Source organism: Amycolatopsis sp. cmx-11-12, from assembly GCF_046269425.1.
Taxonomy (GTDB): domain Bacteria; phylum Actinomycetota; class Actinomycetes; order Mycobacteriales; family Pseudonocardiaceae; genus Amycolatopsis.
Genome location: NZ_JADNQM010000001.1, coordinates 1 through 19,678, shown reverse-complemented (window position 1 = coordinate 19,678; position 19,678 = coordinate 1). Strand labels below are relative to the sequence as shown.

Genomic DNA, 19,678 nt, shown 5'->3' with positions numbered 1-19,678 from the left:
CCGGTGACGTGGTTCAGCGAGGACGATCTCCGCAGGCAAGCCGGTGACGTGTCGTTCGCGCGCGGGGCCAAGTACCTGGAGGCGGTCGAGACGCTGGACGACGTCGCGGGCGGGGTTGCGGCGGTGGTCAGCGGCACCGACCGGTACACGGTCCGGTTGCGCAACGTCGACGGCGAGCTGGTCGGCGAGTGTTCCTGTCCGCACGCGGCGGACGGGTTCTTCTGCAAGCACTGCGTGGCCGTCGGCCTGCTCGTCCTCGAGGGAGTGGCGGACGGCGGCGCGGCCGACATCCGCGGGTACGTCGAAACCCTCGACCGAGCCGAGCTGATCGAACTGCTCGTCGAGCACGCGAACGAGGACCCCGTCCTGTTCCGCAAACTCTCGCTCAAGGCCGGCCGCGAAGACCTCGACGCGTTGCGGCGTCACATCGAGGGCACCTTGCGGTTGCGCGGCTTCGTCGGCTTCCAGGGCACGCTCGCGTACACCGAGAAGGTCCGCGAGGTGCTCGCCACCGCCAAAGAAGTGATGGACGGGCCGTTGCTGTGCCGCATCGTCGAGCTGGTGGTGGAGGCGCTGGACTTCGCCGAGGACTCGTTCGGCGCGCTCGGCGAAGAGGTCCGCGCGGCGCTCGCGTTGTACGCGGAAGCTTGCGCGGACTCGCCGCCGGAGCCCAAGGAACTCGCGGAGTGGTTGCTACGTCTCGATCTCGACGGTTCGGGGCGCGTCGACGTGAGCATCGCGGACTTCACCGGCGGGCTCGGTTTCGAGGGGCTCGCGGTGTTCCGCGCGGGCGTCGAGGAGCGGTGGCGGCTCGACGAGGGCGAGGACCCGTACCGCAGCCGCAAACTCCAGCGGCTGCGCGAAGGGTTCGCGGCGATGAGGAACTGGAAAGCCTAGAACTGCTGGCGGTGCCGGGCGCCGGCGTTGCGGTACAGCTCGTCCAGATCCCGTTGCCCCGCCTGATCACCGGTGTCGGCGGCCGCGCGGAACCAGTGCTCGGCCTCCTGGAAGTTCCCGTGTTCGGCGGCGAGCCTGCCGAGGTTGGTGTACGCGGGGACGCTGCCGAGTTCGGCGGCCTTCCGGTACCAGGCGGTGGCTTCGCCGGGGTCGTTCCGGTCGTTGGCGAGCACGCCGAGGTTCGTCATCGCCGCGGCGTCGCCCCGTTTGGCGGCCTTGAGGTACCAGCGTTCGGCGGCGTCGAGTTCGCCGCGCCGGTGCAGCACCAGGCCGAGCCGGACGGCGGCTTCGGGAGCCCCGGCGGCCGCGGCCGCGTGGTAGCAGCTTTCGGCGCGCGCGAGGTCGTCCCGTTGTTGGGCCTGGTGGCCGAGTTTGCACAGCGCGGCCGCGTCGCCCTCTTCACCCGCCCGGCGCCACCACGGTTCCGCTTCACGCGTCCGCCCGGTGTCGCACAGCAGCGCGCCGAGCGTGATCATGCCTTCGACGTTGTCGGCCTCCGCGGCCTGGCCCGCCCAGTGCTCGGCCTCCTCGAGTTCGCCGCGCCGGTGCAGCAACCGCCCGAGTTCGGCCATCGCCTCGACCCGGCCCTCGGCGGCGGCCCGCCGCCACCAGTCCTCGGCGTCGTCGAGACTTCCCCGCCCCGCGCAGAGATTTCCCAGATGCGCCATGGCATGCGAATCACCGGCCGTCGCCGCTTCGCGATACCAGCGTTCGGCCTGTTCAGGCGCGCCGCGTTCGCGCAGGAGGTGCGCCAGGGTGCCCATCGAGGCCCGGTCCCCGCCGGCGGCGGCCTTGCGGAACCACGCCTCGGCCTCGTCGAGATCGCCGCGCTCCAGCGCGGTGGATCCCATCCGTGCCATGGCGATCACGTGCCCGCGCTCCGCGGCCTTCCGGTTCAGATAGTCGTCGACCCTGGTGTTCCATTTGCGTTTTTCGGCGCCCACAAGCCCGCTCCTTCCGGCAGCGTCCCTGGGGTAGTCGCAGATCAGGGCCCCGATGTGACAACAACTACCTGCTGTCATCGTCGTGTCGCACCCGGTTTCCTCACGCGGTATGGCGATACTTGGTCGCTTCCCATCCCCGTCGAGAGGAATCGCGCGGTGGCCACGCGTACCCGGCAGATGACCACGGCTCAGCGGCTGCTTCTGCTGATCACGCTCGCCGCCGTCGTCCTCGCGGTGTTCTGGTTCGTGAGCGGCAAGGGCGACGCGCAGCAGCCGACGCCGTCGAACCCCGCGAGCGCCGCCGACGCGCGCAAGCAGCTGGACGAGCTCACCGTCGCGCCGCGCGGGCCGATGGACGGCTACGACCGCAAGAAGTACCCGCACTGGGACAGCCAGGGGAACAACTGCAACACGCGCGAGTTCGTGCTCAAACGCGACGGCAAGGACGTCAAGGCCGGTTCCGACTGTGCCCCGACCTCCGGCAGCTGGACCAGCATCTACGACGGCGAGACCTGGACCAAGCCGACCGACATCGACATCGACCACATGGTCCCGCTCGCCCAGAGCTGGGTCAGCGGCGCGAAATCGTGGAACGACGAGAAGCGGCGCCAGTTCGCGAACGACCTGACCCGGCCGCAACTGTTCGCCGTCACCGACAACGTCAACCAGGAGAAGAGCGACAAGGCGCCGGACCAGTGGAAGCCGCCGCTCGTGTCGTTCTGGTGCACCTACGCCACCGACTGGATCACCGTCAAGCACTACTACGGCCTGACGATCACCACCGCGGAGAAGACCGCGCTCGGCGACATGCTCGGTCGTTGCTGATCTCCCCGGCTTCGGCTTAGCTGGGGCGATGGCGACCTTCGTACTGATCCACGGCGGTGGCGGCAGCGCCTGGGACTTCCACCTCCTCGAGGCGGAACTGACCGGCCGCGGACACGACGTCGTCGCGGTGAACCTGCCGATCGAGGACGAGAAGGCGGGCTTCGCCGAGCACGTCGACACCGTCACGAAGGCGATCGGCGACCGTGACGACCTGGTCGTCCTCGGTCATTCCTACGGCGGTTTCACCGCGCCGCTGGTCGCCGGGAGGCATTCGGCGCGGTTGCTCGTGATGCTCACGCCGATGATCCCGAAGCCGGGTGAGACACCGGGGGACTGGTGGGGCAACACGGGTTTCGAGGACGCCAAGGACCTCAGCGACGAGGAGAAGTTCTACAACGGCGTCCCCGCGGACATCGTCGCGGACGCTGGCTCGCACGGCCGGAACCAGGTCAGCGCCGAATGGGGACAGCCGTGGCCGCTGGAAAAGTGGCCGGACGTCCCGACGAAGGCACTCATCGCGCGCGAAGACCGCTTCTTCACGCCTGAGTTCCAACGCCGGGTCGTCCAGGACAGGCTCGGGTTCGCGCCCGACGAGATCGAGGGCCCGCACTCCGTGCCGTTGAGCCACCCCAAGGTCTTGGCGGACCGGCTGGAGTCCTACCTCACCAGCGATCCAGGCGCATGACCTCTTCGAGCGGCTGACGCGCGGCGGGCTTGAAGGTGTCACCGGTGTAGAACGCCGTCGGGATGAGCGCGGCCTGGTGCACGTTCTCCGGCAGGCCGAGGATGTCCGCGGCCTCCTTCTCGTACGCGAGGTGCAGCGTCGTCCACGCGGTGCCGAGGGTGACCGCGCGCGCCGCGAGCATGTAACTCCACACGGCGGGCAGCAGGTTCCCCCACAGCCCGGCCTGGTTGCCGGCGGGCAGCTCGGCGGTCTTCGTCTCCAGGCACGGGATGACGTGCACCGGCACCTCGCCCATCTTGTCGGCCAGGTACTCGACACTGGTGCCGACGCGCTTCTGCACCTTCGAGCGCGCGGGGTCGTCCGCGAACAGTTTCCCGGCCGCGTTCGGGGAATCCAGGTACTCGCGGCAGGCCCGCTGATAGAGCTTGCCGAGTTCGGCCCGCTGCCCGGGATCGGTGATCACGAGCCAGTGCCAGCGCTGGGTGTTCGACCCGCTCGGCGCCTGCAGCGCGACCTGCAGGGCGTGTTTCACCAGTTCGAGGGGAACCGGCCGGTCCAGGTCCAGTCGTTTACGGACGGTCCGGGTGGTCGTCAGCAGCTCTTCGGGCGTCATCCGGCGATTATGTCGTTATCTGCCTGTTGGTGAACCCGCGGCCGCGATCGACGTCGGCAGGGCGCTCGCTGGTCGAGCAGGTCACGGTGAGTGGGCAGGACGCCCTGCCACCGCGATAGCGGGGCTTTCGGCCGGGCGGCTTCACCCGTCTGGGCACTTTTCCGGGTCCAGCTCAGCTCCGCCGATATGTCGTTATGATCCGCTGGTGGGGAGGCCGCCGCGCGAACGAGGGATGGGCACACTGCTCAGACATGTCCTCGAATTGACCGAGGCGGACGTCTCCGCGTTCTTCGAAGACATCGGGCTGGGGGACTACCGCCCGCGTTTCACCCCGATCGTCCGCGCGATCGTCGCGCGCGGGCCGCTGCCCATCCGCGATCTCGCGGCCGAGGTCGGGGTGACGCATTCCGCGGCGAGCCAGACCGTCGCGCAGATGGCACGCCAGGACCTCGTCTCGCTCAGGCCAGGGTCCGACGCCCGGCAGAGGATCGTTTCGCTGACCGAGAAGACACGAAGGCTGATGCCGACGCTCGAGGCCGAATGGGCGGCGACCGCCGCCGCGGCCGAACAGTTGGAAGCCGAACTGCCGTACCCGCTCAGGGAGGTGCTGGTCGCCGCCGTCGAGGCGTTGGAGCGGAAATCGCTTCGGGAGCGCATCGCCGAAACGGACGCCGCGCTCAGGCTCGAGCGTCGGCCCGCTGAAGGCTGAACACGGCCCAGACGTACTTGCCGCCGTCACACGGCTCGTGTCCCCAGTCGTCGGACAACGCGTGCACCAGCTGGAGGCCGCGGCTGCGCGCCGCCATCGGCGAGGGTTCCTTCAACCTCGGCCGGCCCGAGCCGGAATCGAAGACCCGCAGGGTGAGCCTGCCTTCGGCGTACTCGACATCGAGCCTGTCCGGCTTCTCGCCGTGTTCGAAGGCGTTCGTGACCAGTTCGGAGGTCGCCAGCAGGATGTCGTCGGCGGCCAGATCATCGAAGCCGAGGCTCGCCAGAGTCGCCCGCACCGCTTGCCGCGCGACGGCGGGGGCCGTCACATCGACCGGCAGGGGCAGGGAGACAACCGGCAACGAGGCCTCCGATCGCGTCTTGGACATCGTCATGGTTCCGTACCTCCCCTCGCGAGAGACTCCCAGATCCGCTGTTCGCCTCTCAGGTACCCACAAGGGTGAGGGTCGAATCAGACTCCGTCCGTGAGTTCCGTCTCGGTCAATCCTTCACGCAATTTCTTGAGTGTGGCGGCGAGCAACCGGGACACCTGCATCTGGGAAACCCCGACACGGCGCGCGATATCCGACTGGCTCATCCCGGACCCGAACCGCAGCGCGACGATCTTGCGCTCGCGATCGGGCAGCCGTTCCAGCATCGGCCGCAGCGCCTCGCGGAGCTCCGCCTGGCTCAGGTTGGCGTCGGACTCGCCGAAGCGGGTGTGCGCCGAGTTCTCCAGGAGATTGTCCAGCGAGGCCCCGTACCGGCCCTGGCCGGCGCGGAGGCCTTCGAAGACCTCGTCGACGGGGACGCCGAGATGGGCGGCGATCTCACTGGGCTTCGGCGCGCGGGAGAGCCGGACCGTCAGCTCCTCGCGCACGGCCGAGATGTTCGCGTTCAGCTCCTTGAGCCGCCGCGGGACCCGGACCGACCAGCTGTTGTCGCGGAAGTGGTGCCGCAACTCGCCGGAGATGGTCGGGACCGCGAAGGCGAGGAAGTCGCTGCCCTGCGTGGGATCGAAGCGGTCGACGGCGTGGATCAGCCCGATCGTCGCGATCTGGACCAGATCCTCCATCGACTCGTCCCGGTTGCGGAACTTGCGCGCCAGGTTGCGCGCGAGCTCCAGATGCGCGCGCACGAGCTCGTCCCGCAGCCGTTCACGTTCGGGGGCTTCCTGCGGCAGCGCGCACATGCGCTCGAACAGGGCCGGTACGTTCGCGCCGTCTTGCTCGACGGGTTCCGTCACGGCCGGGCCGCCTCGCTCTCCCGGATGAGTTCCACCCTGGACAGGTAGCCGCCGTCGGCCGGGACGACACTGCGCCGCGCGGACGTCGCGAGCGCGGTGAGCAGCTGCCAGGACAGACCGGTCTCGTCGTCGGGTTCCGGGGAATCCGAAAGCACCGAGACGGTCACCTCGATCCGCCCGTCCTTCCACGAGAAAACACAGGTCAGATGCCCGTCGGAGGCCGAAGGGAGCAGCATCGAGCAGGCCTCGTCCACCGCCATCCGGAGATCCTCGACCGCGTCCAGGTCGAAGTCCTGACGCATCGCGATGTCCGCGACGATCGTCCGGAGTGTCGGCACCACATGCGGTACCGCGGCCGTGCGTACCTCGATGAGTTGAGCGCCCTCCCCGCTGGGCGGGGTGTTGTCCACCACGTGTGTTCCTCTCTCAAGCTGCACTGCCGACCCTCACATGCCCTGAGTGTGAGCAAACCAAACCCACGTTTGACTCGCACAGGCGGCGGGCATGTAACGGGCGACAAACGATCTCCTGGAAAGGGCGGGGACCGACATGGCTGACGTGAGCCGGCTGCCGAACGTGGTGGCGGAAGAGTGGGACTGGCAGCTCCGTGGGTCGTGCCGAGGCGCCGACAGCAGCTTGTTCTTCCACACGGACAACGAGCGCGGTTCGGCCCGTGAGCGGCGCGAATCGCGCGCCAAGGCGATCTGCCAGACCTGCCCCGTGCTGGCACAGTGCCGTAAGCACGCGTTGGCGGTCCAGGAGCCTTACGGCATCTGGGGTGGCCTCGGAGAGATCGAGCGCCGCGAGCTGTTCCTCCGGGAACGCCGCGCCGGGCGCAAGGCGTTGACCGCGCACTGAGCGCGCCCCGGGCACCGGTCGGCGACGCGCATGACGGCGATCGTGGCGCCTTGTCCGTACTGGGTTAGGGTTGGGACTGTCGTTGCGGGGACAGCCACGCCTACCCGCCGAAGAAGAGCGTGCGTCCGTGTCCGGACTGGGCGCGGCCGAAGCTTGAGACCACAGGCGAGCGCCGGCGTTGAGCGCCGGTTCTCACCTGATGAGGAGAATGTGCATGCCCGCAGCGGAGCAGAACACCACGCCGCCCGGTTTCAGCATCACGCTGGACGTCGACGCGCCAACGCCGCGTGTGGTGGTCACCGGTGAGCTCGACCTGCTGACGAGCCCGCAGCTCCAGGAGACCCTCGGGGCCCTGATCACGGACAAACCGTCGGGCCGGGTCGTCGCCGACCTGACCGGCGTGACCTTCTTCGACTCCTCGGCGCTGAACGTGGTGCTCCAGGCGCAGCGTCAGGCCGCCGAGAAGGCTGTCGAGCTCGAAGTGGTCCCCAGCCCCCAGGTGAGCCGAGTGATCGAGCTCACCGGCGTCGCCGAGCACCTCAGCGTGTCGGAGGAGCCCCCCGCCTGATCCCCCGCTACGGTCGTGGGCTCGTGATCCGCGACATCTGGGGGACGCAGCACGATGATGGGGCGGACGCATGCCCTGACCGGCTGGTGCGCGGGCCTCGCGGTCGCGCCCGTCGTCGGAGCGGGCACGGTGCACCAAGCGGTCGTTTTCGCGGCGACCACGGCCGGTTTCGCCCTCCTGCCCGACCTCGACCACCCGGGCGCCAGCGCGTCGCGGTTCCTCGGCTGGTTCACGGGCGCGATCTCCTGGTTCCTGCGCCGGGTCTCGGCGGCCCTCTACGCGCTGACCAAAGGACCCCGTGACGAGAAGGTCACCGGTAAGCACCGGCACCTCTCGCACACCGTGCTGTTCGCCGTCGGCCTCGGCTTCCTGACCTCCTGGGGTACCACCGAAGGCGGACCGTGGGCGGTGTTCGGCGTCGTCGTCCTCGGCCTGCTGCTCGCGGAAGGCGCGCTCGGCGACTGGCTGCTGCCGGTCAGTGGCGCCGCGGTCGGGTGGTGGGTGTGGACCGCGCCGCCGGACAAGGCGGCGCAACTCGCGGAGATCTCCGGCTGGCTCGGCATCGCCGTCGCGGTCGGCTGTTTCGTGCACTGCCTCGGGGACGCGCTGACCGAGTCCGGCTGCCCGTTCCTGTTCCCCATCCCCATCGCGGGGGAAACCTGGTACGAGATCCGGCCGCCGAAGGCGCTGCGGTTCCGGACCGGCAAGAAGGTCGAGAACCGGCTGATCTTCCCGGTGTTCGCGGTCGCCGCGGTGGTGCTGATCCCTGGCGTCTGGGAGTACCTGTTCAGCACCGTGCAGGGGTTGCTGACGCCGGACGGGACACAGACCGCCGTGCAGTGAGCTTTGGTGGCAGTCGAAAGTCCGTGAAGGCCTCCTTCCCTACCTTGAGGGTCAGGGTCCCGGCAAAGTCGCAGAGCTGCTGATCAGCGCTGCTCTTGGTAATCCGGGCTTGATATCGCTAGTGCCCTCAAGGGGGCTCCGCAACCGGTGTGACCCGTGACGATGAAGGAATGGGGACACTGAACGTCCCGATTCCTTCATCGTCAGCCTCACGCAGGCGGCGAATAGCCGCCTGACCTGCAAGATCTCGACTTTGCCGGGACCCTGACCTTGAGAGTAGGGAAGGAGGCCTTCACGGAGTGCCACGGATCTCTCGGCTGCTGGAATGCCCCCGCCACCGTCGGCGTTGAATCGGAACGCCGGACCCGGTTGAGGAGGGGAACAGTGGACAAGCCCGTGCTGCGCGCCGACGCGCGACGCAACCGAGCGAAGGTGCTCGCGGCGGCCGAAGAGGCTTTCGCCGTCGACGGCCTCGCCGTCCCCCTCGACGAGATCGCCCGCCTCGCCGGTGTCGGAGCGGGCACGGTCTATCGGCATTTCCCCAGCAAGGAAGCACTCTTCCAGGCCGTCGTGCTGGAGCGCATCGAGCAGTTCGCGCAGGAAGCACGCGACCTGCTGGCCGCCGAAGACCCCGGCTCGGCCTTCTTCGACTTCTTCAAGCGCGTCGTCAAGCAAGCGTCCCTCAACCGGGCCCTTTGCGACGCGCTCGCCGAGACGACGGGGCTGGGTTTCAAAGCGAGCGCGGGCACCGATTTCCGGGCGGCGCTGGAGGCGCTGCTGTCGCGGGCACAGCTCGCGGGCGCGGTGCGCGAGGACATCGACGGCGACGATCTGCGCGCCCTGATCGCCGGCTGCCTCGCCGCCGAACGGTATTCACTCGAAGATCGTCATCTGGTCCGCGTCGTGGTCGATGGCCTGCGCAAAGCCGCTTGAGCACATTCCACTCAAGTTGCACGCTGCGTAACAAAACGTAAGATCAACGCGAGAAGTCCTCGTACCTGCGCTTCGCATGGCGAGGGGGTGCCGGATGTCCAGTCAGGGTCCCACCACCGGTTCCGTCACGGTCGCGGCTCTCGCGGGCCTCGCGATCGGACTGCTCGTCGCCGCCCTTCTCGTGGCCGGGCGCGCTCCGCGGCCCCGCGTCCACGAAGTCGGCACGACCCCTTCCCCGGCAACGACTTCCCACTCGGTCGGCCCGGTGACGGTGACCGTGCCGGGCATCGTGCCGGAACCACTCACGATCACCCAGACCAGGACGCCCACGCCGCGCACGGTGACCAGGACCGTGACGCCGTCGACCACTTCGACGTCGTCGACCCCGCCGACGACGCTCCCGCCCGCGTCGAGCACGGGATCCCGGATCGATTGATGCCGTGAAGGCCGCCCTCCCCGGCGGGCGGCCTTCACGGTTTCCCCTTGGCTAGCCGACGTCGCGACGCCGCCAGCCCATGAGCCCGGCCGCCAGCGCGACCACGGCCACCCCGGTGAGCCAGAGCAGCGGCGCCGCGGTGAACTCGGCGGCGGGCAGTTTCGGAACGTGCGAGAACGGCGAGGCGTCCACCAGCGCCTCCGGCAGGTTCAGCACCGGGCCGAACAGGCTGAGCAGCAACGCCAGCCCGGCGATCGCCCAGCCCGTCGCCGAGAACTTCGGTGCCAGGCCGAACACCGTGACGGCGAGGCCGACGATCACCCACACCGCCGGGAGTTGCGCCAGCGAAGCGACCGTCATGTCGCCGATCGACCCGCCGACGTCACCGGCCCGCGCGCCGTTCGACAGTCCTAAGAGGACACCGCTGACGACCATCATCAGCGCCGTGCCGCCGAACGCGAACACGAGGTGGCTCCCCAGCAGCCGCAGCCTGCCCACGCCCGTCGCGAGCAGCGGCTCGACGCGGATCGCGGTCTCCTCGGCGCGGATCCGCAACGCGGCCTGCACCCCGTAGAGCGCGATGACCATGGCGAACAGGCCGGTCATCGCCGCCATGAAGGCGTCGATCAGCCCGTCCGTGCCGCCGAGGCGCTGGAAGATCTCCTTCGCCTGCTCGCTCTGCCCGACGACGTCGCCGATCCCGCTCGCGACCGAACCGAACACCGCGGCGCAGACCGCCGTGCCGATCAGCCAGCCGAGCAGCGGACCCCGGTGCAGCCGCCACGCCAGCGCGAACGGGCTGCGCAGCGACGTCGCCGCTTCGGCGGGCCCGGGACGCGGCGGGATGATGCCGGTGCCGACGTCACGCCGCGGGAGGAGCGCGTAGCCGGCGGCGCCGACGACCAGGGTCGCGGCCAGCGGCAGTAGGAACACCCACCAGCGCTCGTCGGCGAACGGCCGGATCTGCTGCGTCCAGCCGATCGGGGACAGCCACGAGACCCAGGTCGCGTCCGTCGTCGAGTCGCCGACCGCGCGCAGCAGGAACGCGACACCGACGGCGGTGGCGCCGATCCCGTTGGCCGTCCTCGAATATTCGGCCACCTGGACGGCGACCGCCGCGACCGTCGTGAAGACCAGCCCGGTCGCCGCGGTGGCGCCGCCGAGCGCGAACGAACCCGCGACGGGGAGTTTCGCGCCGATCATCAGCCCGGTCTCGACGAGTCCGATGAGGACACTCGCCCCGGCGGACACCAGCACCCCCGCGCTCAGCAGGGCGTACCGGCCGACCACCGCGGACGCCAGCAGTTCCGCGCGACCGGTGTCCTCCTCGGCGCGGGTGTGCCGGGTGACGGTGAAGACCGCCATCAGCGCGACGCCCAGTGCGAGGAACCCGCCGAGCCGCCACGCGGTGAACCCGCCCGCGGTCGAGAGGTCGAAGGCCGGGCCGTAGATCAGCGAAAGCGACGGGTTGGCGCCCATGCTCGCGGTGAGCCCGGCCCGTTCGACGGCCGTCGGGTACAGCGTTTCGAACGTCCCCGACGACGTCGACGGCATGATCCCCAGCAGGACGATCCAGATCGGCAGGACGATCCGGTCCCGCCGCAGCGCCAGCCTGGTCAGCTGCCAGGTACCGGCCAATCCGTGCGACGGCCCGGAAACGGCCGGGCGGTCGAGCGTCGCGGTCATTTCGCGCTCGCTTCGCTGGTGTAGTGACGGAGGAACAGTTCCTCCAGTGTCGGCGGCTGGCTGGTCAGGCTGCGGACACCGACCTGGGTGAGCTGACGCAGCGCGTCGTCGAGGGAACGGGTCTCCACGTCGAAGCGGACCCGGTTGCCCTCGACCTTGAGGTCGTGGATGTTCTCCAGTTTCGTCAGCCCGTTCGGCGGGCCGGCGAGTTCGGCCGAGATCGACGTCCTGGTGAGGTGCCGGAGTTCGGCCAGCGTCCCGGTTTCCACGGTGTGGCCGTTGCGGATGATGCTGACCTTGTCGCAGAGCGCCTCGACCTCGGCCAGGATGTGGCTCGACAGCAGTACCGTGCGGCCCTGCTCGCGCTCCTCCTGGATCGCGTACTGGAAGGTGGCCTCCATCAGCGGGTCGAGGCCGGAGGTCGGCTCGTCGAGGATCAGCAGGTCCACGTGCGAGGCCAGCGCGGCCACGATCGCGACCTTCTGCCGGTTGCCCTTGGAGTAGGTGCGCCCCTTCTTCTTGGGGTCGAGATCGAAGCGTTCGACGAGGTCCTTGCGGCGGCGCTGATCGAGCCCGCCCCGCAGCCGCCCCAGCAGATCGATCACCTCGCCGCCGGAGAGGTTGGGCCAGAGGTTCACGTCGCCGGGGACGTAGGCGAGGCGCCGGTGCAGGCTCGCCGCGTCCTTCCAGGGGTCGCCGCCGAGCAGGCGGACGTCGCCCGAGTCCGCGTGGAGCAGGCCGAGCAGGACCCGGACGGTGGTCGATTTCCCCGCGCCGTTCGGGCCGAGGAAACCGTGCACCTCCCCCACGGGTACCTGCAGGTCAAGGCCGTCCAGAGCCTTGGTCCGGCCGAAGGATTTGTGGAGGCCGGAGATGGAGATGGCGTTTTCCATGCGACTGAAGGTACAGTGATTTCATGAAGTTGTGAAGTTAAGAAAACGTATGGATGGTGTGATCGTTCTGGGGGTTGTACGAGAGGATGTGCCCATGACGACGACGCCTGAGAGTGCTTCGAGCACCCAGAGAGACGAGGACGCCGTCCGCCGTTACGTGGAGCACCTGGGCCTCACGCTGTCCCAGATCGGGATGCAGCGCATGCCCGCGCGGGTGTTCGCCGCGTTGATGACCACCGACGCCGGCCGCCTGACCGCCGCCGAACTGGCCGAACAGCTTTCGGTGAGCCCGGCGGCGATCTCGGGGGCCGTCCGCTGGCTGGAGCAGATCGGACTGGTCGCCAAGGAACGCGAGCCGGGCTCGCGCCGCGACCATTACCGGCTCTTCGACGACCTCTGGTACGCCACCTTCATGAAACGCGACCGCATGATCACCCTGTGGCGCGACGCCGCCGACGAGGGTGTCGCGGCGCTGGGCTCGGACACGCCGGCGGGCGAACGGGTCGCCGAGATGCGGGACTTCCTGAGCTTCATGGTCAAGGAACTCAACGACATGTACGCCAAGTGGCACGAGATGCGGGCCGAAAAGGGCAAGTGAGCGGGCGGGGTGTCGCGAAAGCCACTTTCGGGACATCAGACGTCGCGAAAGTGGCTTTCGCGACACGGCCGCTGGGCATCACGGAGTCCGTGACCGAACCAGCGTGACCACCAGCGTCGCCGCGAGCCGTTCCGCCCATTCGCCCAGTTCCGCTTCGGACGGTTCGCGGTCCTCGAAAGACGCCAGGAACGCGTACTGGAAACATGCCCCGAGCAGCAGGGATGCCGACGCCTCCAGATCCGCGTCCTCGCGTATCCGGCCGAGCCGGACCTCTTCGCCCAGGTACTCGACGACACGCGCGAGCGGGACGTCCGGCCCGCCCCGCCTGCTCGTGACCCGGTCCCGATGGGTCGCGAGCAGCTCCCGCGAGGAGAACAGCGACACCGCGATCGGGAAGCTCTCCAGGTAGAACGACAGCGTGATCCGCGCCAGCCGGGCGAGGTTCGCCGTGAGCGGGGTGTCCGCCGCGGCTTTCATCAACTCGTCCAAGGTCGTCCCGAGCGCGGGCAGTTGCTCGGTCAGCACGCTCATGAAGATCTCGGTCTTGTCCTTGAAGTGCTTGTACAGCAACGCTTCGGAGTAGCCCGCGGCCCGCGCGATGGCCTTGGTGGTGGCGTGCGCGTAGCCCTGCTCGCGCATCACCTTCGCCGCCGCGGCGACGATCTCCTCGCGGCTTCCCATGTTCGCTCCTGAGGGCTTCTCAGCGTCCGCTCGACAAGTGGTTAGTGAACACTCACCATAGTGGGTGAGTGTTCACTAACCCAGGAAGGCGTGACCATGAAGCTCACTGTTCTCGGTGCCACGGGCGGGGTCGGTTCCGAAGTCGTCAAGCAGGCGCTGGCCGCGGGGCACCACGTCACGGCGGTCGTCCGCGACCCGTCCCGGCTAGACGTCCGGGGTGAACTGCTGGAGGTCGTCGTCGCCGAGCTGTCCGAGCACGGCGCCTTGACCGAAGCCGTTTCGGGGCGCGACGTGGTGATCTCGGCCCTCGGCACCCGCGACCGCAACCCGACGACCGTCGTCACCGACGGCGCACAGGCCGCGCTCGCCGCGATGCGCTCCGCGGGGAACCGGCGGCTGCTGCTGGTGAGCGCGAGCGGCGCGTTCGTCGACGGCGACACCTTCTTCACCAGGAACTTCGTCAAACCGATCCTGGGCAGGATCCTCCGGCACGCGTTCACGGACATGATCGCCGCCGAGCGGATCGTGCGCGCGAGCGACCTCGACTGGACGATCGTGCGCCCGCCGCGGCTGCTGAACGGGCCGCACACCGGCGCGATCGCCGCCCGCACCGACGGCAACGTCCGGGGGAGCTACAGCATAAACCGCGCCGACGTCGCCGACTACCTGCTTCGCGCGGCTTCGGACGACTCGCTCATCCACCAGACGGTCTCGATCGCCCGCAAGTAGTCCTCTACTCGCGGTTGTTGCGTGCGCGACGATCGCAACCAGAGGACGAAACGCGGAAGTAGAGTCGCCCGGTGATCAGTCGTGCGGTGATGCTCGCCCCGATCCTTCTCGCGCAGGCGGTCCGGGTGCGCCGCACGACGCCGAGGCTGCCCGGCGCGACGGGGCCGGTCAGCGGCCTCGTGCGGGGCGAGGGCCGCCCGCTGCGGCTCGCGGTGCTCGGCGAGTCCACTGTGGACGGCGTCGGCGCGGCGACACACGCCGAGGCACTGACCGGACGGCTCGCGGACGAACTCGCGCACGACGGCCGCGCGGTCGCCTGGCAGGCCGTCGGCCGGACCGGGGCCAACGCCAGGGTGGCGCGCGAGGACCTGCTGCCGCTGCTCGAACCCGCCGACCTCGTGGTGATCGCGCTGGGCGTCAACGACACGATCGAACTGCATTCGGCCACGCGCTACCGGCGTGACCTGCTCGACCTGATCGTCTCCCTGCGACGCCGCGCCGGGCACGTCCCGGTGGTACTGGCAGGCGTGCCGCCGATGGGCCGGTTCCCCGCCCTGCCGCGTCCGCTGCGGGACGTCCTCGGCGCGCGGTCGGGCGCCCTCGACGCCGCGGCCGCCCGGCTGGGGTTGCTGCCCGGCGTCGTCCACGTCCCGATGCCCGCCGCGATGCTGGACCCCGCGACCTTCGCCGAGGACCGCTTCCACCCCGGCCCCGAGGGCTACCGGCGCTGGGCCGAGCAACTCGCGGACGTGAGCCGCCAACTACTCAGCGACACAATTCAGCCGGAAAACCGCTGATCAGGTCACCCGCCTGCCACAGATTGAGAAATATCCGCGAAAAAGCTGGCTCTGCGTGTATCTGATGGCAGCCTCGTTGCGTCCTATGGAGCAGTCGAGGAAATGAGGGATGCCCGATGACGACCGAGACCAACACCGCGCCCGTCGAAGACGAGGCCACGGCCACTGAGGACCTCGAAGAAACCCCGAAGCCGGGCCCGTTCACGGCGCCGGTCCCGCCCCGTCCCGGCACGAACCCGGACGGCAACTGGGAACCGCACGGCACCAAGCCACCGGTGAACTGACTGACTGACACAGACGGGTGATGTCCGGAGGCCGAGGGGGCCTCCGGACATTGCCTCCGGGTGCTCCCTCGGGGGAGGGGGACGCCCGGACGCGGGCCCGTTGGGGAGCGGGCCCGGGGGGAGGGAAAAAAGGACCGGCCGGTGCGCAGTCCACACCTACTCGCGCCGGCCGGTGCCTTTGTCTCTCACACGACCGACCGGATCCCGACAAAAAAGTTAGTGACTTGATGTATCCCAGAGCCTCTTGCACGCTCCTTTTCCCCGAAGGGCCCGCGATACTGCCAGCGCCGACACGAAGACACGTCCGAAGTGGGGCAGATACGGTGACCGACGTGCAAACGACCGAGGTAGACCCGCCATGGGAAGGACTGACCGGTGCCGACCTGCATGCCGCTTGCATGCGCGCGGCGCGGGCCGGTGACCGCCAGGCGATGGACAGACTTGTGCTCGAGCTGACCCCGCTCGTGTGGCATGTCGCGCGTGCGAACGGGCTCGATCGCCTGACCGCCGAGGACGTAGTCCAGACGGTATGGCTCGCCCTGTTCAGCCAGCTCGACAAACTTCGTGACCCCAAGGCGCTCGCCGCCTGGTTGATCACCACCACCAGACGTGAAGCACAGCATCCCTTCGGCCGCCGCGCTCAGCCTGTTCCGCTGACCGACGAGCTGGCCGAAAGCATGGAGAGCACCCACCCGGCTCCCGAGGAGGAAGCCGTCCGCGCCGACCGGGATCGCCGGGTCTGGCGCGCCTTTCTCCGCCTGCCGCACCGCTGTCAGCAGCTCCTTCGGCTGACGGTGCTCGCCGGGCGGGCCGAATACCAACTGGTCGCCGAAGCACTCCGCATGCCGCGCGGAAGTGTCGGTCCGACCAGGGGCCGTTGCCTCGAATCGATGCGCGACCTGCTGGCCCACGAAGGGGGAAGCCGATGAACGACCTCGGGACGCCGGGGGAGATGACCTCCCCGGGCGATGAGGCCCTGCTCGCCGATATCGGGCGCTTCATGGACGAATTGGACCCGCCACCGGGAGACCTGGTGCAGCGGGTTCAGTTCGCGCTCGCGCTCGAAAACCTCGACGTCGAGGTGGCCCGCTGGGAACGGATGGACGCCACGGCCGGTGTTCGCGGCAGCGACACCGGCACGATCACCTTCACCGTCAGCGACCTGACCGTGATGATCAACCTCACCAAGATCGGCAAGAAGCACCGGATCGATGGCTGGCTCGTGCCCGCCGGAGAGTACGGAGTGGAGGTTCGCGTCGCGGAGCACGGGACGAGTTCCACCACCGCCGACGAAGGTGGCCGGTTCGTGCTGGACAACGTTCCGCAGGGAACCACCCAGATCGTGATCCACCTCGGCGACGTGACGTGCCGGCGGACCGTCGTGACCCCGACAGTGGTGCTCTAACCGGACGGCTGTTCCGTTATGCGGCGTGGGTGTGCTCCCATAGTGCGTGTGCCCGCGCCGTCTCCGCCTGTCTCTGATCCCGTAGCCGAAGAGGCGGCCGAACTTTATACGCGGGCGAAGGCCGCCTTCGCCGATCATGGGCTCGGCAGGCCGATCCGCATGCTCCGGCGTGCGCTCGTCCTGCTCGGCCCGGTGGACACGGATCTGGTCGCCCGCTTGGAGATCCGGGTCCGGATCCTGATCAGCCTGGCGGCGGCCGAGGCGGAGATCGCGTCCCAAGAGGACGGTCTCGCCCGGCTGGCCGAGGCGGAACGCATCCGGCTGCTGCTGCCGGACGGCGACGTCCGCCACGAGCTGCGCTTCGTGGTCGGGCTCCAGCGCGCCGTCGTGCTGATGCGAGCCGGTCGGCTGGAGGAGTCGCTCGCGCTCAACAACGCCTTCCTGCCGGGGCTGGCCGCCGAGGGCGCCAAACACAGCCTGGTGCTGACGCGATCCTTGGTGAACCTCGCGTGGCTGCACCTGGAGATGAGCAATCCGGACGCCGCGTACCAGGATCTCGTCCGTGCGCTGGAGTTGGCCGTCGAGCACGGATACCGGCGGCTGGAAGGGAAGATCCGGCACAACCTCGGTGATCACGCGCAGCTGCTCGGCGACATCCCGGAAGCGCTGCGGCACTACGAACAGGCCGCGGCGATCTTCGTGACCGACGGTTCCGGTTCGCTGCCGCTCGTCCGGCTCGATCAGGCGAAGGCGCTGCTCACCGCGGGACTCGCCGAAGAGGCGGCGCGGCATCTCGACGACGCGATCCCGGAATTCCAGCGCAACGGCGCTGTGCATCTCGTCGCCGAGGCCCAGGTCGCCAGGGCCGGTGCCGCCATCCTGGAGCGCGACTACGCGCTGGCGAAGAAGCTCGCGGCGTCCGCGCGGCGGAGTTTCCTGAGGCGCGGCAAGGGACGCTGGGCGGAGATCGCCGCGTTGACGAGGCTGCGCGCCGACGCGGTGAAGGTCTTGGCGGACCGGGAGAAGAAGCCGTCCGCGAAACTGCCGGACCACCTGGCCGACCTCGCCATCCGGCTGGCCGAACTCGGTCTGCGCGACGAAGCGGGCGCGGCCAGGATGTTCGCGGTGCGGCTGCTGATCCGTCGCGATGAGACGGCCGCCGCGCAGGGACTCCTCGCGCAGGTACCGAAACCGCGGCAGACCACGCCGATCGACCACCGGATGCTGTTGCGGTTGTGCCGGGCCGAACTCGCGGTGGCGTCCCACCGGCCGCGGTCGGCGCTCGCGCAGGCGCGGGCCGGGCTGGCGGAACTCGGGCAGATCCGCGACCGCATGGGCGGGCTCGACCTCGTCTGCGGGACGGCGGCGCACGGTGAAGAACTGGGCAAACTCGCGCTGACGCTGGTGCTCAAGAAGGCGAGGCGCAGCGGCGCCGGTGCGAAAAGCCTGTTCGCGTGGCTGGAACGCACGCGCGCGCAGGTGTACCGGTACGAGCCGCTCCCGGTCATCGAGGATCCCGCGCTCGCCCGGCACATCAACGAAATGCGGCACGTGCAGGGGACGATCCAGGCGCGGCGGCTGTCGGGCGAACCGGTCGGGAAACTCGAGGAGCGCTACGACCGGCTTCAGCAGGAGGCGACCCGGCTCGGGTGGTACACCAGCCAATGGGGTCGTCCGCGGCCGGTCTCGGCGCCCGAAGAGGTGGTCGAGCGGCTCGGGGATCGTGTGCTGGTCAGCCTGATGGGGTACCGCGACACCTTGTACGCGGTGGTCGTCGACCGCGGCCGGTTCCGGCTCGTGAAGCTGGGGCCGCTCGCGGAGATCGTCGAGACCGCGCGGCAGTTGCACGCGGACCTCGACGCGCTGGCCCCGGACAACCTGCCCGCGCCGCTGGTCGAGGTCGTCACCGGTTCCGCGCGGCGCCGAGCGGACAAACTGGACAAACTGATCTCCGCGTCGCTGGCGAAGACGCTGGAGAACCGCGAGCTGATCATCGTGCCGATCGGTTCGCTGTACGCGTTGCCTTGGGGCGCTTTGCCGTCACTGCACGGACATCCGGTGTCGATCGCGCCGTCGGCGACGGCATGGGTGACCGCGTCCGGACGGCGGAGCGAAGGGCCGGTCCTGCTCGCAGGCGGGCCAGGGGTGCCGGGTTCGGTCGGTGAGGTGCGGAACCTGCGCGCGGTGTACCCGCAGGCCCGGCTCGTCGACGGAAAGGACGCGACCAGCGAAGCCGTACTGTCCGCTTTGGACGGTTCCGGGATGGCGCACCTGGTCGCGCACGGCGCGCACGAACCGGCGAACGCGCTGTTCTCGCGGCTCGAACTCGTCGGCGGCCCGTTGTACGCGCACGAAACCGCCCGGCTCGCGAACCCGCCGGAACGGGTGGTGCTGGCCGCGTGCGAACTCGCGATGAGTCACATCCGGCCCGGCGAGGAGGCGCTCGGGTTCGCCGGGACGCTGCTCGCCAGCGGCTCGCGGACGGTCATCGGCGCGATCGCGCGGGTCGGCGACAAGGCCGCCGCCGACGCGATGTCCGACCTGCACCGGCGGCTGGCTTCGGGAACCGCGCCCGCTTTGGCGCTCGCCGAAGCGATGGCCGCGGATCCCTTGCGGCGCCCGTTCTTGTGCCTGGGCGCGGGCTGACGTTTCGGGCGCGGCGCCGATCCGTGACTGTCGTGTCCGGGCATGTCGCGAAAGCCACTTTCGGGACATCAGACGTCGCGAAAGTGGCTTTCGCGACGTCGCAGACCGCCCAGGCGGTATTCCACAGGAGTTGTCCACAATCACCGTCACCTGTGGACAACTCCGCTGACCAGCCGTTCCCGTCCTCCACCCCCGGTAGACTGGACTCGGGGTCGCCCCCCTGGGACCAATGCCACTTACTTAGCATTTCCGCAGGTAGGCGAGGGTGCTGGAGGCTGTTCCAGTCCACTTCGGGCACGGATTGTGATGACTGGTGGCGTGTCGTAGCGGGTGCTGGCTGGGC

The 19,678-nt window shown here is 69.3% G+C and carries 24 protein-coding genes; 16 read left to right on the top strand and 8 right to left on the bottom strand.

The window, feature by feature from the left end; translation table 11 throughout:
* The first annotated feature begins 3 nt into the window (after positions 1-3).
* Positions 4-897, top strand: a complete 894-nt coding sequence (locus ACLARN_RS00120; protein ID WP_409489234.1) for an SWIM zinc finger domain-containing protein — start codon at positions 4-6, stop codon at positions 895-897.
* Here the strand turns inward: ACLARN_RS00120 and ACLARN_RS00115 are convergent.
* Positions 894-1,901 (bottom strand): tetratricopeptide repeat protein, encoded by a 1,008-nt coding sequence (locus ACLARN_RS00115; RefSeq protein WP_409489233.1) that lies wholly within the window; start codon positions 1,899-1,901, stop codon positions 894-896. The two genes, ACLARN_RS00120 and ACLARN_RS00115, sit on opposite strands and share 4 nt — an antisense overlap.
* Before the next feature lie 156 nt (positions 1,902-2,057).
* Here ACLARN_RS00115 and ACLARN_RS00110 point away from each other — a divergent pair, with 156 nt between their 5' ends.
* Together ACLARN_RS00110 and ACLARN_RS00105 are read left to right on the top strand one after the other, a co-directional pair.
* A complete protein-coding gene (locus ACLARN_RS00110; RefSeq protein ID WP_409489232.1) occupies positions 2,058-2,726 on the top strand; it encodes an HNH endonuclease family protein in 669 nt (222 codons plus the stop codon).
* Positions 2,727-2,754: 28 nt separating this feature from the next.
* A complete protein-coding gene (locus ACLARN_RS00105) occupies positions 2,755-3,411 on the top strand; it encodes an alpha/beta fold hydrolase (protein ID WP_409489231.1) in 657 nt (218 codons plus the stop codon).
* Here the strand turns inward: ACLARN_RS00105 and ACLARN_RS00100 are convergent.
* Positions 3,389-4,024 (bottom strand): nitroreductase family protein, encoded by a 636-nt coding sequence (locus tag ACLARN_RS00100; protein WP_409489230.1) that lies wholly within the window; start codon positions 4,022-4,024, stop codon positions 3,389-3,391. The genes ACLARN_RS00105 and ACLARN_RS00100 overlap by 23 nt on opposite strands.
* Positions 4,025-4,256: 232 nt before the next feature.
* Here ACLARN_RS00100 and ACLARN_RS00095 point away from each other — a divergent pair, with 232 nt between their 5' ends.
* The gene (locus ACLARN_RS00095) at positions 4,257-4,733 is read left to right on the top strand and encodes a MarR family transcriptional regulator (RefSeq protein ID WP_409489621.1); all 477 of its coding nucleotides are present in this window, start codon (positions 4,257-4,259) and stop codon (positions 4,731-4,733) included.
* On the opposite strand, the gene ACLARN_RS00090 is transcribed toward ACLARN_RS00095, so the two are convergent.
* The 3 genes from ACLARN_RS00090 to ACLARN_RS00080 all read right to left on the bottom strand — a co-directional run bounded on the left by ACLARN_RS00090 (position 4,702) and on the right by ACLARN_RS00080 (position 6,391).
* Positions 4,702-5,127 carry an ATP-binding protein gene (locus ACLARN_RS00090; RefSeq protein ID WP_409489229.1) on the bottom strand — a complete coding sequence of 142 codons (426 nt, stop codon included), beginning with the start codon at positions 5,125-5,127 and terminating at the stop codon, positions 4,702-4,704. The two genes, ACLARN_RS00095 and ACLARN_RS00090, sit on opposite strands and share 32 nt — an antisense overlap.
* Positions 5,128-5,204: 77 nt before the next feature.
* Positions 5,205-5,978, bottom strand: coding sequence for a SigB/SigF/SigG family RNA polymerase sigma factor (locus tag ACLARN_RS00085; protein ID WP_409489228.1), 774 nt, complete (start codon positions 5,976-5,978; stop codon positions 5,205-5,207).
* On the bottom strand, positions 5,975-6,391 hold the full coding sequence (locus tag ACLARN_RS00080; RefSeq protein WP_409489227.1) for an anti-sigma factor: 417 nt from the start codon (positions 6,389-6,391) through the stop codon (positions 5,975-5,977). Before ACLARN_RS00080 ends, ACLARN_RS00085 begins: the two co-directional genes overlap by 4 nt.
* Before the next feature lie 136 nt (positions 6,392-6,527).
* Here ACLARN_RS00080 and ACLARN_RS00075 point away from each other — a divergent pair, with 136 nt between their 5' ends.
* The 5 genes from ACLARN_RS00075 to ACLARN_RS00055 all read left to right on the top strand — a co-directional run bounded on the left by ACLARN_RS00075 (position 6,528) and on the right by ACLARN_RS00055 (position 9,616).
* Entirely contained in the window at positions 6,528-6,836 is a 309-nt protein-coding gene (locus ACLARN_RS00075; RefSeq protein ID WP_037315146.1) for a WhiB family transcriptional regulator, read from the top strand.
* 214 nt (positions 6,837-7,050) lie between these two features.
* The gene (locus ACLARN_RS00070; RefSeq protein WP_364033986.1) at positions 7,051-7,404 is read left to right on the top strand and encodes an STAS domain-containing protein; all 354 of its coding nucleotides are present in this window, start codon (positions 7,051-7,053) and stop codon (positions 7,402-7,404) included.
* Positions 7,405-7,461: 57 nt separating this feature from the next.
* Positions 7,462-8,247 carry a metal-dependent hydrolase gene (locus ACLARN_RS00065; RefSeq protein WP_409489620.1) on the top strand — a complete coding sequence of 262 codons (786 nt, stop codon included), beginning with the start codon at positions 7,462-7,464 and terminating at the stop codon, positions 8,245-8,247.
* A 384-nt stretch (positions 8,248-8,631) separates the two neighbouring features.
* A complete protein-coding gene (locus tag ACLARN_RS00060; RefSeq protein ID WP_409489226.1) occupies positions 8,632-9,180 on the top strand; it encodes a TetR/AcrR family transcriptional regulator in 549 nt (182 codons plus the stop codon).
* 94 nt (positions 9,181-9,274) lie between these two features.
* The gene (locus tag ACLARN_RS00055; protein ID WP_409489225.1) at positions 9,275-9,616 is read left to right on the top strand and encodes a hypothetical protein; all 342 of its coding nucleotides are present in this window, start codon (positions 9,275-9,277) and stop codon (positions 9,614-9,616) included.
* A 51-nt stretch (positions 9,617-9,667) separates the two neighbouring features.
* Here the strand turns inward: ACLARN_RS00055 and ACLARN_RS00050 are convergent, their stop codons facing one another.
* Together ACLARN_RS00050 and ACLARN_RS00045 are read right to left on the bottom strand one after the other, a co-directional pair.
* A complete protein-coding gene (locus tag ACLARN_RS00050) occupies positions 9,668-11,302 on the bottom strand; it encodes an ABC transporter permease (RefSeq protein WP_409489224.1) in 1,635 nt (544 codons plus the stop codon).
* Positions 11,299-12,195 (bottom strand): ATP-binding cassette domain-containing protein, encoded by an 897-nt coding sequence (locus ACLARN_RS00045; RefSeq protein ID WP_409489223.1) that lies wholly within the window; start codon positions 12,193-12,195, stop codon positions 11,299-11,301. The genes ACLARN_RS00050 and ACLARN_RS00045 overlap by 4 nt, the downstream gene beginning before the upstream one ends.
* 94 nt (positions 12,196-12,289) lie before the next feature.
* Between ACLARN_RS00045 and ACLARN_RS00040 the strand changes: the two genes are divergently transcribed.
* Complete coding sequence (locus ACLARN_RS00040) at positions 12,290-12,793, top strand: GbsR/MarR family transcriptional regulator (protein WP_409489222.1); 504 nt, start codon at positions 12,290-12,292, stop codon at positions 12,791-12,793.
* Positions 12,794-12,871: 78 nt separating this feature from the next.
* On the opposite strand, the gene ACLARN_RS00035 is transcribed toward ACLARN_RS00040, so the two are convergent.
* A complete protein-coding gene (locus ACLARN_RS00035) occupies positions 12,872-13,474 on the bottom strand; it encodes a TetR/AcrR family transcriptional regulator (RefSeq protein WP_409489221.1) in 603 nt (200 codons plus the stop codon).
* A gap of 96 nt (positions 13,475-13,570) precedes the next feature.
* Between ACLARN_RS00035 and ACLARN_RS00030 the strand changes: the two genes are divergently transcribed.
* The 6 genes from ACLARN_RS00030 (at position 13,571) to ACLARN_RS00005 (ending at position 19,335) form a co-directional block, all read left to right on the top strand.
* Positions 13,571-14,203 (top strand): NAD(P)-dependent oxidoreductase, encoded by a 633-nt coding sequence (locus tag ACLARN_RS00030; RefSeq protein ID WP_409489220.1) that lies wholly within the window; start codon positions 13,571-13,573, stop codon positions 14,201-14,203.
* Between the two features lie 71 nt (positions 14,204-14,274).
* Complete coding sequence (locus tag ACLARN_RS00025) at positions 14,275-15,000, top strand: SGNH/GDSL hydrolase family protein (protein WP_409489219.1); 726 nt, start codon at positions 14,275-14,277, stop codon at positions 14,998-15,000.
* A gap of 116 nt (positions 15,001-15,116) precedes the next feature.
* A complete protein-coding gene (locus ACLARN_RS00020) occupies positions 15,117-15,284 on the top strand; it encodes a hypothetical protein (protein ID WP_409489218.1) in 168 nt (55 codons plus the stop codon).
* Between the two features lie 323 nt (positions 15,285-15,607).
* Positions 15,608-16,213, top strand: a complete 606-nt coding sequence (locus ACLARN_RS00015; RefSeq protein WP_409489217.1) for an RNA polymerase sigma factor — start codon at positions 15,608-15,610, stop codon at positions 16,211-16,213.
* The gene (locus ACLARN_RS00010; RefSeq protein ID WP_007030725.1) at positions 16,210-16,689 is read left to right on the top strand and encodes a hypothetical protein; all 480 of its coding nucleotides are present in this window, start codon (positions 16,210-16,212) and stop codon (positions 16,687-16,689) included. Before ACLARN_RS00015 ends, ACLARN_RS00010 begins: the two co-directional genes overlap by 4 nt.
* 159 nt (positions 16,690-16,848) lie before the next feature.
* Positions 16,849-19,335, top strand: a complete 2,487-nt coding sequence (locus ACLARN_RS00005) for a CHAT domain-containing protein (protein ID WP_409489619.1) — start codon at positions 16,849-16,851, stop codon at positions 19,333-19,335.
* Positions 19,336-19,678: the final 343 nt, after the last annotated feature.